The organism is Peribacillus sp. NPDC101481, from assembly GCF_044767165.1.
GTDB lineage: Bacteria > Bacillota > Bacilli > Bacillales > DSM-1321 > Peribacillus.
The window spans coordinates 1658301-1674389 of sequence record NZ_JBIWNJ010000001.1; the positions used below are offsets into that span (position 1 = coordinate 1658301).

General features: G+C 41.4%; 13 protein-coding genes. 4 read left to right on the forward strand and 9 right to left on the reverse strand.

Annotation, left to right across the window (positions count from 1 at the left end):
* Positions 1–160 precede the first annotated feature (160 nt).
* Positions 161–784 carry a hypothetical protein gene (locus tag ACIROD_RS08035; protein ID WP_402939374.1) on the forward strand — a complete coding sequence of 208 codons (624 nt, stop codon included), beginning with the start codon at positions 161–163 and terminating at the stop codon, positions 782–784.
* 175 nt (positions 785–959) lie between these two features.
* Here the strand turns inward: ACIROD_RS08035 and ACIROD_RS08040 are convergent, their stop codons facing one another.
* The 9 genes from ACIROD_RS08040 to kdgD all read right to left on the reverse strand — a co-directional run bounded on the left by ACIROD_RS08040 (position 960) and on the right by kdgD (position 12019).
* Positions 960–1613: a DsbA family oxidoreductase gene (locus ACIROD_RS08040; protein WP_402939377.1), complete on the reverse strand. Its 654-nt coding sequence runs from the start codon at positions 1611–1613 to the stop codon at positions 960–962.
* Positions 1614–1855: 242 nt separating this feature from the next.
* Positions 1856–4891, reverse strand: a complete 3036-nt coding sequence (locus tag ACIROD_RS08045; RefSeq protein ID WP_402939380.1) for an efflux RND transporter permease subunit — start codon at positions 4889–4891, stop codon at positions 1856–1858.
* Between the two features lie 710 nt (positions 4892–5601).
* Positions 5602–6300, reverse strand: coding sequence for a polysaccharide deacetylase family protein (locus tag ACIROD_RS08050; protein ID WP_402939383.1), 699 nt, complete (start codon positions 6298–6300; stop codon positions 5602–5604).
* A 90-nt stretch (positions 6301–6390) separates the two neighbouring features.
* Entirely contained in the window at positions 6391–6840 is a 450-nt protein-coding gene (locus ACIROD_RS08055) for an ASCH domain-containing protein (protein WP_101223153.1), read from the reverse strand.
* Positions 6841–6952: 112 nt separating this feature from the next.
* A complete protein-coding gene (locus tag ACIROD_RS08060) occupies positions 6953–7273 on the reverse strand; it encodes a hypothetical protein (RefSeq protein WP_101223154.1) in 321 nt (106 codons plus the stop codon).
* 121 nt (positions 7274–7394) lie between these two features.
* A complete protein-coding gene (locus ACIROD_RS08065) occupies positions 7395–7847 on the reverse strand; it encodes a GNAT family N-acetyltransferase (RefSeq protein WP_402939387.1) in 453 nt (150 codons plus the stop codon).
* A gap of 152 nt (positions 7848–7999) precedes the next feature.
* A complete protein-coding gene (garD, locus tag ACIROD_RS08070) occupies positions 8000–9535 on the reverse strand; it encodes a galactarate dehydratase (protein WP_402939390.1) in 1536 nt (511 codons plus the stop codon).
* A 68-nt stretch (positions 9536–9603) separates the two neighbouring features.
* Entirely contained in the window at positions 9604–11067 is a 1464-nt protein-coding gene (gene gucD, locus ACIROD_RS08075) for an alpha-ketoglutaric semialdehyde dehydrogenase GucD (RefSeq protein WP_101223157.1), read from the reverse strand.
* Positions 11068–11086: 19 nt separating this feature from the next.
* Entirely contained in the window at positions 11087–12019 is a 933-nt protein-coding gene (gene kdgD, locus ACIROD_RS08080; RefSeq protein ID WP_101223158.1) for a 5-dehydro-4-deoxyglucarate dehydratase, read from the reverse strand.
* Between the two features lie 318 nt (positions 12020–12337).
* On the opposite strand from kdgD, the gene ACIROD_RS08085 reads away from it, so the two are divergent.
* The 3 genes from ACIROD_RS08085 (at position 12338) to ACIROD_RS08095 (ending at position 15952) form a co-directional block, all read left to right on the forward strand.
* Positions 12338–13699: an MFS transporter gene (locus ACIROD_RS08085; RefSeq protein WP_101223159.1), complete on the forward strand. Its 1362-nt coding sequence runs from the start codon at positions 12338–12340 to the stop codon at positions 13697–13699.
* A 31-nt stretch (positions 13700–13730) separates the two neighbouring features.
* Positions 13731–15089, forward strand: a complete 1359-nt coding sequence (gene gudD, locus ACIROD_RS08090) for a glucarate dehydratase (RefSeq protein ID WP_230176611.1) — start codon at positions 13731–13733, stop codon at positions 15087–15089.
* 161 nt (positions 15090–15250) lie between these two features.
* Positions 15251–15952 (forward strand): FadR/GntR family transcriptional regulator, encoded by a 702-nt coding sequence (locus ACIROD_RS08095; RefSeq protein ID WP_101223161.1) that lies wholly within the window; start codon positions 15251–15253, stop codon positions 15950–15952.
* The last annotated feature ends 137 nt before the right edge of the window (positions 15953–16089 follow it).

Consider the following 16089-nt stretch of genomic DNA (forward strand, 5'->3'; position numbering starts at 1 on the left):
ATATCCTAAAAATCAAGTGAAAAACCAAAATATCTAGGTAAAAAAGCCTGTTTTTTTCACAAACAACCATGATACACTATGAAATAATTTAACTCATTCAGCCATTGCAAATGGTTATAGTTATTTTGAGGTAAATAAAAAAACACTAGGTGGGCTACTAATGGAATGGTTGAAATCTTTTGAAGCTAATAATCAGTTCTTAGACAATACAGACAGTTTTTCAGATTTCAAGATCAGGGAATTTATCCCCAATTCCAATGTCCAAAAAAAATATTCACTATTAACTCAATTCTTTTTACTGTTGGGTTGCCAAGATGAAAATAGTGTTACTTCGTTATTTGTCGATACTAGAATTGATTATCAAGTAATCGAAGTAATTATTATGCATTTTGACAACACAAAGATTGTATTAGAAAACGAATTACCATCAGAAATAATCTTAAGTAAGCCGAATCAAGAATCTCTCTCCTTGATCAGGTGGAATCATTTAAATCCAATAATAAAAAATCTATATGGGACAATGAGCAAGTCACAATATGAATGGAAACCACAAAAATCATACAAGATAATACCTGAATTTATAGAGAAATACGAAGATATGGAGTTCGATAAGGTGTTAGATTTTTTAAAAAACACATCAAAGGGGCCAAAAATCTCGCTCTCATTATACAATTGGACTTTAAAAGATACTTTTGCCATTAGATATTTCACACATAAATGTAAAAATGCTTATTTATGGGTCGATAATTCTAATATTGTTACTACAATTCAACTAGAGTTATAGAATTACATTAAAATACCCCTTTTATATTAAACAGTAAAAAGAAAGGCTTTATTGTTTGATAAAAGGGGTTATTCTGTAATATTTAAGTACTCTAAAAATTAATCAAGCCTATTTTAAGGAGGGGCGTGAAATGACATTACAGTAGTAAATCCGTATTTGCCTGACAGTAAAAACGTTATTGGCAATTCCCCTTACCATCACATTGCAAGCCATCAAATTCATTCCGTTTATTTTTTGCTTCTACCTTCTCAATGACTTGCGCCAGCCTTTCCTTGCTGGCTAGTCCTTGAATAACTTCATCACCAATAATAAACGTCGGGACAGCCCTTATATCTGCTTCTTCATAGGCATGTTTGAGTGCTTGTTGGTGCACTTCCCGATACTTCCGTGACACTAGCGCTTCTCTAAAGTCTTCTACAGGAAGCTCAACTTCACCCGCTAATTTTGTCAATACTTCAATATCTTCAATATTTTGTTCCTCTTGAAAAAACGCGGTAAATACTCTGTTGTGGAATTCGTTCCCTTTTCCGTGCTCCTTTGCAAAATGGCAGCCTTCGAATGCCAAATGTGTATATGGATGCGGGGAGACACGGGGTAAACGCATATCAACCCCTAGCTTTTTCGCAGCAGGCAGAATGTAAGAGTCCCATGAATTCAACTTATCGGGTTCCTTCCATGGATCGATTTTGGCATGTGGACTCGGACGCAATTCAAATGGCATCCATTCCACTTCTACATCCTTATCCTTCACGATTTCGTCCAAAGGACCTTTACCTAAAAAACAAAATGGGCAAATAAAATCAGAATACGCTTTAATTTTCACTGTCATAATATATTCCCTCACTTTTCATTATCAGCTCAACTTGTAACCGTAATAGTTACAATACAAAGCAAAAAAAATATTAATATAAGAACATGGCATTCAGTAGTCGATAGCTTTCGGCAATTGTTTTACCACCTGCTGTAATAATTTTAGTTACAGGTTAAAGGAAAGTCAACCATTATTTTAAAAGAAAAAAAGTTTGTAAAGAAAATGTTGCTTTTCTCTACAAACTTTTTTATTAAGCTTCCCTACATCTCGATTTGTTCGTTAACGGGTTCTTTCTTTTTCCTTCTCTGTTTTTTCGATTTTTTATAGTATAGTAATTCGTATATACATGGAATGACGATAAGTGTGAGCAGTGTAGACACAGCTAGCCCGCCAATGACAACGATCGCTAAACTTTGTGAAACCAAGCTTCCTGTTTCCGCTTTTTTATATAAAAGCGGCAGCATGGCACAAATTGTTGCTACAGCCGTCATTATGATCGGACGGAATCTTGTAGCCGTCGCTTCGACGATCGCATCACGGATGATCATTTTTTCTTCGTTTTGTTTGACTCGATCCAGAAGTACAATCGCGTTTGTCACAACAATTCCTATTAACATGAGAGCACCCAGCAGTGCTGTAATGTCAACTGGAATTCGACTGATAACCAATCCTAATACCGCTCCAATGGCAGCGAATGGCAAGGAAAATAGAATGGCGATCGGTGCTTTGATTGATTTAAATGTTATTACCATGATTAAAAATACGATGCCGATCGATATTAACATCGTAAGGAATAAATCGGAAAAATCATCTGTCTGCTGAGCACTGGCCCCGCCGACTAAAATCTCTACATCATTCGGAATATCAAGACCTTTGTTCTCTTTATCTCCAAATATCTCAAGATTTATTTTGCTTGCAATATCGGAAAGCTTAGTCGGATCGACCGTTGCCGTTAATTGAAGATACGTTTCTCCATCTTTATGGAACTGCGTTGTTGCACTCTCTTCACTATTTAAAGATGCAACCTTAGACACCGGAGCTAGACCGCCGTCTGTCATGATCGGGATACTTTTTAAATCCTCTGGTTTTTTAGGATCAAAGATGGGTTCAAGGACGACAGGTGTCTGCTTATCCTGCAAGGTTATATTGCCAATAGGAGTTTTATTAAGCATGATACCTAATTGTTGACCGATTTGTTCTGTATTGCCTTTAGCCGGATCTACCTTGAATGAATAAATCGTTTTCTTTTCGTCTTGGTTTGTTGTAACCTCTTCGATTCCTTTAATATCCTGAATACTTTCTTTGACCTTATTGGCCGTCAGTTCCAAATCTTCAACATTACTGCCGATCACATCTAACGTAATGTTCGTCTTTGATGCCCCCATCATAAATGAAGAGGCTTGGGCCGTAAGCTTCGCATCAGGATAGTTTTCTTGTTCCTTTTCCATTTTCTCCAGGATTGAATCTACATTTGCTTTATCCTTCACGAGGATGCCGAAAGTTGCTTCTGTAGGTGATGTGACTGCTCCATATTGGGCCGTCTCGGCTGAGTTTCCTAATTGCATGAAAATATTATCCACTTCACTCATATCCTGCATCGTTTCTTCGAGTTCAATCGCTTTTTCCTTTACTTTCTCATAAGGCTGATCATTTGGATAAGTTAATGTCACGGAGACATAGTCTGCTGAAGAATTATCAATCGCCCCTTTTGGCATGGCAAAATATGTACCAATGGAACCGACAAACAACAGCATCGCAATAATCAGGACTACCCATTTATGATTTAATGACCAAGTAACCAGTTTGGTAAAACGCTTGGCCGGTCGATGTTTTGGCAGCTCCGTCCTTTTCAGCAATCCTGCGCTCATTAACGGAACAACCGTCAATGCCACAATTAAAGAAGCCAGCAAAGAATAAGTTACCGTCAATGCGAAAGGAAGAAGAAACTCTTGAAGCCCTCCATTCAATAAAGCAACTGGCAAGAAAACGGCTACAGTAGTAAGGGTTGAAGCTGTTATCGCCACTCCCACCTCTTTCGTTGCATCCATCACCAATTCCTTTGAAATCTTCTCCTGCTGCATTTTCCGGAAAATATTTTCAATAACAACTATACTATCGTCCACCAACCGCCCGATCGCTACAGCGACACCGCCCAGCGTCAAAATATTCAGCGTCACTCCCGACAATGACAGCAAAAATAACGTAAATCCAAGAGATAGCGGTATGGATACGATTGTAATGAATGTAGATCTTACATTCCGTAAAAAGACCATGATTACAATCGTAGCGAATAACGCACCTAGCAGAACTTCTTTTACCATCGTCTGAACGGAAGTCTCCACCATATCAGCTGTAGATAAATAAATGGTCGATTTCTGGTCGCTATACTTTTCATTAATTTCTTTTGCTACTTTTTCAACCTCTTTACTGATTGTGACCGCATTTGATTGACTGTCCTTGATAATGCTTAAATCAATGCTTTCCTTTCCATTAAAACGACTGATGAGGTTGCCATCCTTCGCTTCTTCAACTTTTGCTATCTCTCCAAGTGCGACATTCGGAGTGACCTTTAGTGCTTCTAATTTTTCAATACTTGTTAAATCACCGATAACCTTGATGTTACTTGCCTTCCCATCAATCACTTTTTCGCCTACGGCCAGAGCTGCATTCTGACCGTTAAGGACGCTCATGACATCTTGAATGGAGACTTTCTTTTTAGCCAATTCTTCATTATCCACTTTGACTGAAAGAACGGATTGCGAAATTCCAAATGTCTGTACATCCGAAACCCCTTTAATATCTTTATACAGAGGCTCTAATTCTTTCTTGGTAAAGTCTATATTTTCAGCTGTTAATCCATCCTTAAAAGTAACAGCTACAAATGAGATGGGAATCATTGATGTATTTAACTGTGTAACAGTTGGCTTTGCCATGCTTTGTGGCAGCGCTACACTGCCAAGAGCCTCTTGAACATCAAGTTTCGCTTGTTTCATATCCGATCCGGCTTCAAAGAATAGATCTACTTTTGAAAATCCATCTCCAGTGGTGGAGTATATTGAACTCTTTCCTTTAACTCCCGTAACTGCTCTTTCAATTGGATCTGTAACTTGTGCTTCCATCGTTTTCGAATCAGTGCCCTGACCCATTGTGATAATCGTAACTTGAGGATTATCGGCAGATGGTAAAAATTCCATCGGCAGTTTAAAATAACTGACAACTCCTATCAACAAAATAAATATGGTTACCAATGAAACGGCAGCCTTGTTCTTAAACGCCCACTTAGTAAAAAACTCCACGTACATATCACCCCTGATTATAATTTATAAGAAAATAATCCCATTTCAAATATTACCATATATTACTAATGTCGTAGTGTTAATTTTTTATTGATTTTTATATTTTTTTATGTATCTCTATACATAGAAACAAAAAAAGGCTGCGCAGCAGCCTCAGTTTGTAGACAAAAGGGGTTCTATCTAAATTTAAAAACCAAGTTGGTTGGAACGTAAGGAACGAGACTCCTGCGGGAAAAGCGCGTCCAGGAGACTCCCGGACCGCCCGCGGAAAGCGAGTGCCTGGAGAGGAAAGCAACGTTCAAATTGTACAAATCCTTAAAACCAGTAGACAGACTCGATTATTTATATCCTTTGAAAAAAAGCATAACGATAGCAAAAACCATTACCCCGATAAGCAATAACGGGCCGATGCCCGAGCTATACACGAAGTATACCGTGATGTGGCGAAAAATGAGCACCACAAGAAATAGGAATAACAGGAAACATAAAATCATGATCAGAGCGGTGTTTTTATTCCGATACAAGTAACCAGCCCCATTTTAATAGCTTTATTTCCACTAAGGAAAAATTCATGCGAATGCATGCCCTAACAACAACCTTCCATTAAGAAACAATATGCAGCCCATGTTTTGTACTATTCTGTATATCAAATAAAAAAGGGCTGCCGCAGCAACCCGATTCTTCGAAAATCGTCTGGACGAAAAATGAAACTACATTTCCTGAAGTTCATTGACCGTTACAAACCTATACCCTTCGTTCGTTAACTCTTGTAAGATCCCTTCAATCGCTTGAAGTTCTTTACCCGTATCATCGTACATCGGATGCATCAGGATGATCGAACCTGGTTTTATATTTTCCTTCACATACTTCACTTTGTCAGAAGCTGAAGTGTAATAGCTATCTGGTTCCAGATTCCAAGTAATGGTCTCTCTATCATTTTTATTTAAATAATAAGGCAAACCTAAGATTTTTTTCCCGTTTGGCGGCCGGACATCAATTTCACCCTTATATCCGGAGTTTTGAATTAATGTATCCGTTTTCTCGATTTCCGCCTTGATATAAGAGGGCGATTTAAAAACCATTCGCCTGTGGGAATACGTGTGATTGCCAATCTGATGTCCTGCTTCCGCTATTTTATCCGCTTCCTCTGGATACTTTTCGATTTCGTTACCAATCAGGAAGAATGTAGCCTTTACATCGTATTTATCCAATAACGGAAGGATTTGATTTACATTGTTCGATGGGCCATCATCAAAAGTCAAAGCGACCACTTTTTCATTCGTCTCGACATTATCCGTTAATCCACCGAATAACTGATATGTTCTTGAATTCATTAATTTATACGTACCAAACAATAGCAGGAAAACAACCAGGATTCCCAATCCAATGAATATCAGTTTCCTTTTCATGCAAATACCTATCTTTCTATAAGTTTTTTAATCCAATGACCTATTATAGCAAATCACTGAAAGAAAGCACTTATTGCTAGCCGTCTACACTCACTTTACATGAATCAATTCAAAACGCTCACACACTAGCAGCATATCTACTTGAAAGGTGTGTCCGATTCTGTCCAATTCTTCTTTAAAAAATTTTTCATGTGCGTCCCACCAGTATGTATATGTTCGATCGCCTTCCCCTTCTGCAATTGCAAACTCTTCGCTCACTTCATTCATGGGCAATACTTCGACTTTCACTGTTTGGATGATGGCTAAGGGCTCATCCTCACCGCTTAAAATAATGCTGTAATCACCCACGGATGGTAATGGTTCATTTTCTTCTTCATAAAAAATATACCCAGAGCATGTAGCCGTTTTTATCCCAGCCATCACTAATCGAGCCAATTGATCGGGATCGGCCCCGAATTGCCACGCACTGACTGACTGGGGTTTTTCTTCTTCTTTCCCCTGCCAAAATTCATTCCAATATAACTCCGCTTTGACATTCATTCTATGATTCTCCATTCTATTTTTCAGCTCCCCTGAGCATCACGAAAGGTTCAATTGGTTCAACTCCAAACTATCTTCAAGCAAAACTCATTAAACTCTATCACTGCAACCGCTAATTTGATCTACGTGGCCATTCTATTTCACCAGTTAACAGCAAAGTGATGACGATAACCCAAAATATAAAGAAAGATGAGGAAAAAACCAAAGAAACGATAGAAATCACTTTTTTCTCCGTTTTCTTCAAAATTCCCATGACAGATAGGACGATACCGGTAATCGTAAGGAAAAATGTGATATAATCACCCGTCAGGCTCCCGAAATTTGCGATTCTGATAGGTGTAATAAAAACAGTAAAAAAGCAAACGATTCCAATGATGAATGAAGTAAAACTGATTACACCATACCTCTTCTGAATACATGCTTCGTTTTCCATCGAGCTCACCCTTTCATAAGTTTTTAAATCCTATACATCTATTAATATCCCACGAATAATTTTAACATATAATACCAGACAAGTTGTTGTGCACAAAAAAAGGGGACAAAAGACCGTGAATTTAAAGCTTCATTTTCATGCCTTCATGAGTGGCTTTAAATCCTAAACGTTCATAAAAACGCAACGTTTCTTCCCGCTTTTTATCGGTCGTCAGCTGAATGATATGGCAGCCCCGCTTCCTTGCACGGTCAATCGCATATTGAATCAACTTGCTTCCAATACCTTTCCCCCGTTCTGTAGATGCCGTCCGAACCCCTTCGATCGTAGCTCTCCAACCGCCTTGATGGGTAATGTAAGGAGTGAACGTGATTTGCTGTACCCCAACGATTTCCTCACCAAGACATGCTACGATCAATTCATTATTTCCATCTGCATCAATGGATTCAAATGCTTTTATATAGCTTTCAGGAAGGGGATTTTCATAGCGCTCCCTTTCCCTCCCCAAAACATCATCCGCAAGCATCTGTACTATTTCACTTAAATCTTTTGCCGTCGCATTCCTGAATGTGACCATGCTATCCCTCCTGATATGTACTTCAGTATCTCGTCATGATGAAAACCAAACGTTCATTAATAACTTCTGCTAATAGTCCAGCGGTCCTCTTTTCTGGAAGAAAAAAGGACGGACTTCCTCTATTAAAAGGAAGTCCGTCCAGTAAATCATTATTAAGTAATTGGAGCAGGATTGAACAATGCCAAATCATTATGCAGGCCCCAATGCTCTGCCCAGGTTTTCTTTTTACCGCTGGCCACTTCCAAAATAAGGTGAAATATTTCCCATCCAACATCCTCAATCGTCGCTTCACCAGTAGCGATAGTTCCAGCATTTAAATCGATCAGGTCTTTCCATTGCTCTGTCAATGTATTTCGTGTAGATACTTTGATGACGGAAGCCATTGCGAGATTATAAGGTGTGCCTCTTCCAGTTGAAAAAACTTGAAGGTGCATACCGGAAGCGAGCTGCAGTGTTCCGCAAACAAAGTCACTAGCTGGTGTAGCTGCAAAAATCAGCCCTTTTTCCGTTGCTTTTTCACCTGGAGCCAATACGCCTGAAATGGGGCTGCCTCCGGATTTGGCAATGGAGCCTAATGATTTTTCCACTACATTGGCCAATCCGCCTTTTTTGTTTCCAGGCGACGGATTGGCACTTCGATCAGCATCACCTAAAGCAAGGTAGTTATCATACCAATCCATTTCCTTTATTAAGGCTCTTCCTACTTCTTCATTCACCGCTCGAGGCGTCAATAGATGAATCGCATCCCGTACTTCTGTGACTTCAGAGAATAGAACGGTTGCCCCTGCTCTAACTAACAGATCTGTAGCATATCCTACTGCAGGGTTAGCTGTCACACCAGAGAAGGCATCACTTCCTCCGCACTGTGTACCGATGACTAATTCGGAAACCGGAAATGTCTCCCGCTGCCTGCGGTTCAACTTGATTAAACGTTCCTCGGCCATTTCCATAATGGATTGGACCATTCCCGCAAATCCCTGCTGATCCTGAAGTGAAATGATATCTGAATCATCCCCGCTTGGATTTATTCTCATTGGAGAAAGTTTTTCACACCCTAATCCAACTACCAAGGCTTCCCCGCCGAAATTTGGGTGTTTCGCAAGGTTCTGTATCGTGCGAATGGGAATAACCGCTTCCGGTGCATTGATAGCGACTCCGCACCCATAGTTGTGATTTATGGCGAAAACATCATCAACATTGGGATACTTCGGGAGTAGCTCTTTTTTTATCCGGTTCACGACAAAATCCAGAACGCCCACAACACATTGAACGCTAGTTGTAATGCCTAATATATTCTTGGTTCCAACACTGCCGTCTTCATTGCGGAATCCTTGAAATGTATACCCTTCAAGTGGGGGTAAAGTTTTCGGTATATCATTTGCTACCGGTAATGCCTTTAAATCTGGAGAAGCCGGCAGTATCACCAACGACTCGTCAATCCAACTGCCCTTACTGATGGATTCAGCCGCATAACCGATAACTTCCCCATAGCGTATGATGGCTTCATTCTCGACTATATCCGTCAAAGCCACTTTGTGACCTTGTGGTACTCTTTCTTTCAATTCAAGCCCACAAGAGAAAACGGTTCCTTGATCCAAGCCCCCCGTATTAACCACGATGGCGACATTATCAATCTTATTTACCTTAATATAAAGCGGAACCTCCGTCAGTTGCGTTTTCGTATCCACTTTACCACTCCTTCATTCTAAAAAAGCAAACAGTCATCACTAAAGATACACGATACACGAGAGGGTTATTATTTTACAAACACCGTTTTAATGGATGTAAAAAACTCTTTTGCTGCTTCTCCTTGTTCCCTGGAGTGGGAGCTGGAGTTTTTCATGCCGCCAAATGGCGCCTGCAATTCAACGCCAGCGCTCTCAGCGTTGACCCTGATCAATCCCGCTTCCATATCGTTAACAAATGAAAGCAAATGTTTGATATTCGCTGTGAAAATCGAAGCACTAAGGCCGTATTCCACGCTGTTCGCAAGTTGCAGGGCCTCTTCAACTGAATCAGCTTTCAATAAAGCAATCACCGGACCAAAAATTTCTTCCTGTACAATCGTCATATCTGACGTGCAGTTATCAAAAATAGTAGGCTCTACATAAAAGCCATTTGCCTGAGGGCCTTCTTCAGCACGCTTCCCGCCAATTAGAAGTTCAGCGCCTTCTTCCACTCCTTTTTTAATATAGGAAAGAACCGTATTCAATTGATTTTCGCTAGCACATGGTCCCATCCATGTCCCGCTGTCCAATCCATCCCCAATGGAAATGCCTTTCGTTTCTTTCACCAGCAGCTGCTTGAACTCTTCATAAACTTCAGCTGCAACGATGACACGGCTTGTCGCGGTACATTTTTGCCCCGTTGAACGGAACGCACCTGTAATGACGGCTTCTACAGCCAGATTAAGATCCGCATCCGCTGCAACGATGACCGGGTTTTTCCCGCCCATTTCAAGCTGGTATTTCGCTCCGCGTGCTAACGCCGCTTGTCCAATCCTTTTTCCAACGCCGTTTGAGCCGGTAAAGGTAATGCCGTTTACATCTTCGTGATCAGCGATGCCCTGCCCGATGACACTGCCCGGTCCTGTGACCATATTGATTACACCCGCCGGTAAACCCGCTTCTTCAAAACACTCCATGATCTTCGCACAGGTGATAGCCGTCTCGGTGGCTGGCTTGACCACAATCGTATTCCCATATACGAGAGCAGGAGCCATCTTCCAAATTGGGATGGCGATTGGGAAATTCCAAGGTGTTATGACGCCCACAACGCCAAGCGGGACTCGCGTCGTGAACATAAGCGCTGAACTGTCGGTGGATGGAATGACATCCCCCACTTTACGCATTCCTTCTCCTGCATAGTATTTCAGGATCGCAATGCCGCGTGCCGTTTCCCCTTTTGTTTCAGCAAAGGTCTTTCCCATTTCCCGTGTTGCACATTCTGCAATTTCATCAATCCGCTTTTCAAGAATTTGCGCTGCTTTATATAGATACTCCCCGCGCTCTGAACCAGCTAGTTTGCGCCATTTTTCTTTCGCCTTTTTCGCAGCTTCCACAGCCAGGTTCAAGTCATCCTTGGTAGATTTTTGTACATATCCGACAATTGCCTGTTTATCTGCCGGGTTTAAACTTTTTTCAACTTCATTTGAAATAGAAGCAACCCATTCACCGTTAATATAGTTAAGATACGTTTTTGTTTGAACTGTAGTTATCATATTATAATCCCCACCCTTATTAGATTGATTGAATTGGTGTTTCTTTTGGAAAACGATTTAAAGCATTCTCTAATATCGTTTGCATTTCTGCATAATGTTCTTTTTCCACCGGAAGAATTGGTAATCTGACTGTTTGCCCAACCGGCATTCCCATAATCTCCATACCTGCTTTAATGAGCGAAACGGCATATCCCTTTCTCTGACGGCGAATATTGTTGATTGGCATGATGACCTGTTGGTAAATTTCATTGACCGTTTCCTGATCTCCGCTCAAAATGCCATTATAGAATTTTCGTGAGATATGCGGGATGTAATTGGATATCGCCGATGAATATGAGTCAAAGCCAAGTGGAACGTAGGCCGACATGGTAACTTCCGCAAGCGGCATTCCGTTCAGCCAGCCGAAACGTTTTCCGAAGGTTTGTGTAAGGAGTCCATTCAACTCCATATTGCCCAGGCCGTCTTTGACGCCGACCACCTGCGGGACCTCAGCAAGCGCTTCCAAAGTTGAAAGTGAAAATGAAACATTATCACGCTGATATACTATGGAATTTAAGTCTGTACTTTCTGCGATGGTTTTGAAATAAGCAGCCAGACCTGCCTGTTCTCCAGTAACGAGATATGGAGGTAATATTAAATAACCGTCTGCCCCTCTATCCGCTGATATTCTGGCAAGTTCGAGGGAAGTTTGAATATTCCCGCCTACCCCTGTGTATACAGGTACTTTTCCAGCCGTGACGGATACGGCTACCTCTACCATCGCTTCATATTCCTCTTTACTTAACGAAGGATATTCCGCTGCTGCACATGCCACGAAAATAGCCTCGAGTCCCTCATCTAATAAAAATTGGATATTTTGGGCGAGTGCTTGTTCATCAAGCTTATTACTCGTTGTGAATGGTGCCACGGGAAATCCGAGTATTCCTTTAGGTGCCTTGCGAGTCTTATTCATTATTTATTCCCCCTTGTGTATTATTGTTTTATTGTAAGACAAATAGACCTTCTGGTCAATCGTATTTTTTTTATTTTCTGAAAAAACTAACATTACGTTAAACCTCAATAATTTCACTTCTACTATATACAAAAAAACACGATAATTAAGGAGCTAAAATGAAAAATGATTTACGAAAAAAAGCCATTGACAAACAATTTTATTTGTCTTACCATTGGACAAAACTAAATATTAAGAATTTTCACGAAGGAGGAACAGTTAACATTGTAAGCGGTATCAAATGAAAATATAATTAAATACGATTAAGGAAGTGAGTATATGAACGCTGAAGAAAAAGTTTTTCAACCATCTCCTAAACTACCAAGTGCCCAGAAAAAAACACGCACACGATGGTTCATTGTCTTTATGCTCTTTTTGGTCACTGCTCTGAATTATGCGGATCGTGCGACGCTATCAATTGCGGGTACGGACATGTCTGGTCAGCTTGGTCTCGATTCAGTCATGATGGGCTACGTTTTCTCCGCTTTCGCTTGGTCTTATGTAGCAGGACAAATTCCAGGCGGATGGCTTTTAGACCGTTTTGGCTCAAAAAAGGTTTACTTTTGGAGTATCACGTTATGGTCTGCCTTTACGCTTTTACAAGGGTTTCTAGGTTTTTTCGGTTCTGCCGGAACAGCTGTCATCGTATTGTTCGGCCTGCGTTTTTTAGTTGGATTGGCAGAAGCGCCTTCCTTCCCGGCCAACAGCCGCATCGTCGCTACATGGTTCCCAAGCCATGAACGCGGAACCGCGGCTGCCACTTTCAATTCCGCCCAGTATTTTGCAACCGTTCTCTTTGCACCGATCATGGGTTACATTACGTATAAATTTGGTTGGGAATATGTCTTCTTCTTTATGGGTGCTTTAGGAATCATCGTTGCTTTCATCTGGCTGAAAACGATTTATGGCCCGAAAGAACATCCTCGTATCAACAAAGCTGAGCTTGAATATATCGAAGCTGGCGGCGCTTTGATCAATATGGATCAAACCAGTGCAAATAAGGAGGAAAAGAAAGGCGTCAACTGGAATCATATTAAGCAGCTTTTATCAAACCGCATGCTGTTAGGTGTTTATCTAGGACAATATTGCATTACGACGTTAACGTACTTTTTCCTTACATGGTTTCCTGTGTACCTTGTACAAGAAAGAGGCATGACCATTCTTGAAGTTGGATTCGTCGCTTCCCTTCCCGCCATTTGTGGATTTTTTGGCGGTATTCTCGGAGGTACATTCTCGGATTTCTTGTTACGGAAGGGATTCTCATTGACTGTCGCCCGAAAAATGCCAATTGTTGTTGGGATGATTCTATCGATGAGCTTGGTAGCAGCAAACTATGTAGATACGGAATGGGTTGTCATTTTCGTTATGGCCCTTGCGTTTTTCGGTAAAGGATTTGGGGCATTAGGCTGGGCGGTTGTGGCCGATACCTCACCAAAAGAAATGTCCGGTGTCAGCGGCGGGCTTTTCAACACATTCGGTAACATTGCCGGCATTACAACACCGATCATCATCGGATATATCATTGCCACGACAGGGTCGTTCAATGGGGCGCTAGTCTTCGTATGTGCCAATGCTCTTGTCGCTATTTTAAGTTACTTATTCCTGGTTGGTGAAATTAAACGTGTAGAGTTAAAATCATAGTCAACTAAATATTCTAGTAGGGGGAAAAATTATGAACAATCAATTGCTTAAGGATAATGTAAAAGTCGGCACACCGGTAATTTCAGAAATGAGCGTTATTCCAGTTGCGGGCCATGACGGCATGCTGCTGAACTTAAGTGGTGCCCATGCTCCATATTTCACCCGGAACATTGTCATTCTAAAAGACAATGCGGGTAATACAGGTGTAGGTGAAGTTCCTGGGGGCGAAAAAATCCGCCAAACTCTAGAAGATGCCAAACAATTGGTTGTCGGCCAGTCCATTGGGGCATACAACAACATTCTGAATACCATCCGTAAGCAGTTTGGGGACCGCGATGCTGGAGGGCGCGGCCTTCAGACGTTCGATCTCCGTATTGCCATTCATGCCGTAACAGCATTGGAAGCGGCACTTCTTGATTTAGTTGGCCAATATTTAGGTGTTCCTGTCGCAGCCCTTCTCGGTGAAGGACAGCAGCGTGATAAGGTGGAAATGCTGGGCTACTTATTTTATGTAGGTAACCGCAATAAAACAGATCTTGGTTATTTAAGCGAACCGGAAGCGGAAGATGACTGGCTTCGCCTCCGTCATGAGGAAGCGCTGACACCCGAATCGATTGTCCGTTTGGCAGAAGCCGCCCATTCTCGCTATGGATTCAATGATTTTAAATTGAAAGGCGGGGTTTTACGCGGGGAGGAAGAAATCGAAGCGGTGACGGCACTTGCGGAACGCTTCCCTGAAGCCAGGATCACGCTTGATCCAAATGGCGGCTGGCTGCTTGAGGATGCGATTAAACTTTGCAGGGATCAGCATCATGTTTTAGCTTATGCGGAAGATCCATGCGGAGCGGAAAATGGTTTTTCCGCCCGGGAAATCATGACGGAATTCAGGCGTGCAACGGGCCTTCCAACCGCAACGAACATGATTGCAACGGACTGGAGGCAAATGGGGCACTCCATTCAACTTCAATCCGTGGACATCCCTCTTGCCGATCCTCATTTTTGGACGATGCAGGGCTCCGTCCGTGTCGCTCAAATGTGCAACGACTGGGGATTGACATGGGGATCACACTCGAATAATCACTTTGACATTTCACTTGCCATGTTTACACACGTTGCAGCAGCCGCACCAGGAAAAATCACTGCAATCGATACCCACTGGATTTGGCAGGATGGGCAGCGTTTGACGAAAGAACCTTTTAAAATTGTCGGCGGTATGGTCGATGTCCCTTCCAAACCTGGACTTGGAATTGAAGTGGATATGGAACAAATCGAGAAGGCACACCAGCTTTATAAACAAAAAGGACTTGGTGCCCGTGATGATTCAATGGCGATGCAATACCTGGTTTCCGGATGGAAGTTCAATCCAAAATCTCCTTGCCTTGTGAGATGATTTTTTTCCTACATTGCGTGCGTCTCTCTCTTTAGAGAGGCGCATTTTACTTTTTTTGGACGTAGGTCTTCTCATACTCACATGCAAATAAGTGTATTATATTATATAATTAGTCTTACAGTATGAATACATATAGGATTTAACAGAAAAGGGGTTACACAATGGAAGAATCGTCAAAGAAATTAGGCGTACAATCGGTACATCGCAACACTCTTTCACAACAAGTCGTGGATCAAATTGTGCATCTGCTCGTCAGCGGACAAATGAAAGCGGGCGACAAACTGCCTCCTGAAATGGAACTTATGAAAGAACTTGAAGTAAGCAGGCCTGTTTTACGTGAGGCGCTCAGTGCACTTGATACACTAGGTGTCATTACTCGAAAAACACGTGAAGGAACCTTTTTTAACGATAAAATCGGTACACATCCATTCTCTGTCATGCTGGCGCTGGCTACAGATAATTTACCAGCGATCATCGAAGCGCGAATGGCTTTGGAGTTGGGATTAGTAACGATGGCTGCCGAGAAGATCACAGACGAACAATTGGAGAAACTGCAAGTTACGATTGAGACGATTGCCAATAGTGAAGACAACGATTATGGAGAGGCCGATAAAGAATTCCACAAGATCATAGCTTTAAGTGCAAACAATCCCATTATTGAAGGCATGATCGATTCTTTATTGATTACACATAATAAAATTAATAGCCTGATTCAATTCAGAGAACGGGAACTGACTGTAAAGTATCATAAAGCCATCTATGCGGCACTTGCAGCACATGATCCGCATGAAGCATTTAGCCAAATGTACAAACACCTTGATTACGTCCGTCAGAAAGTCCTTCAATATTCTCACGCCAATTAATATATCGTTTGAGAGGTATCGCAGCAAACTGATGGATCACTCAGTGATCCAATTTCATAGGGAAAGTGGATTTTTTCTGGGAACCTATTTTGCTTCCAAGATTTCAGAGTTCAACTTATCTTTTAAATCCAATTGAT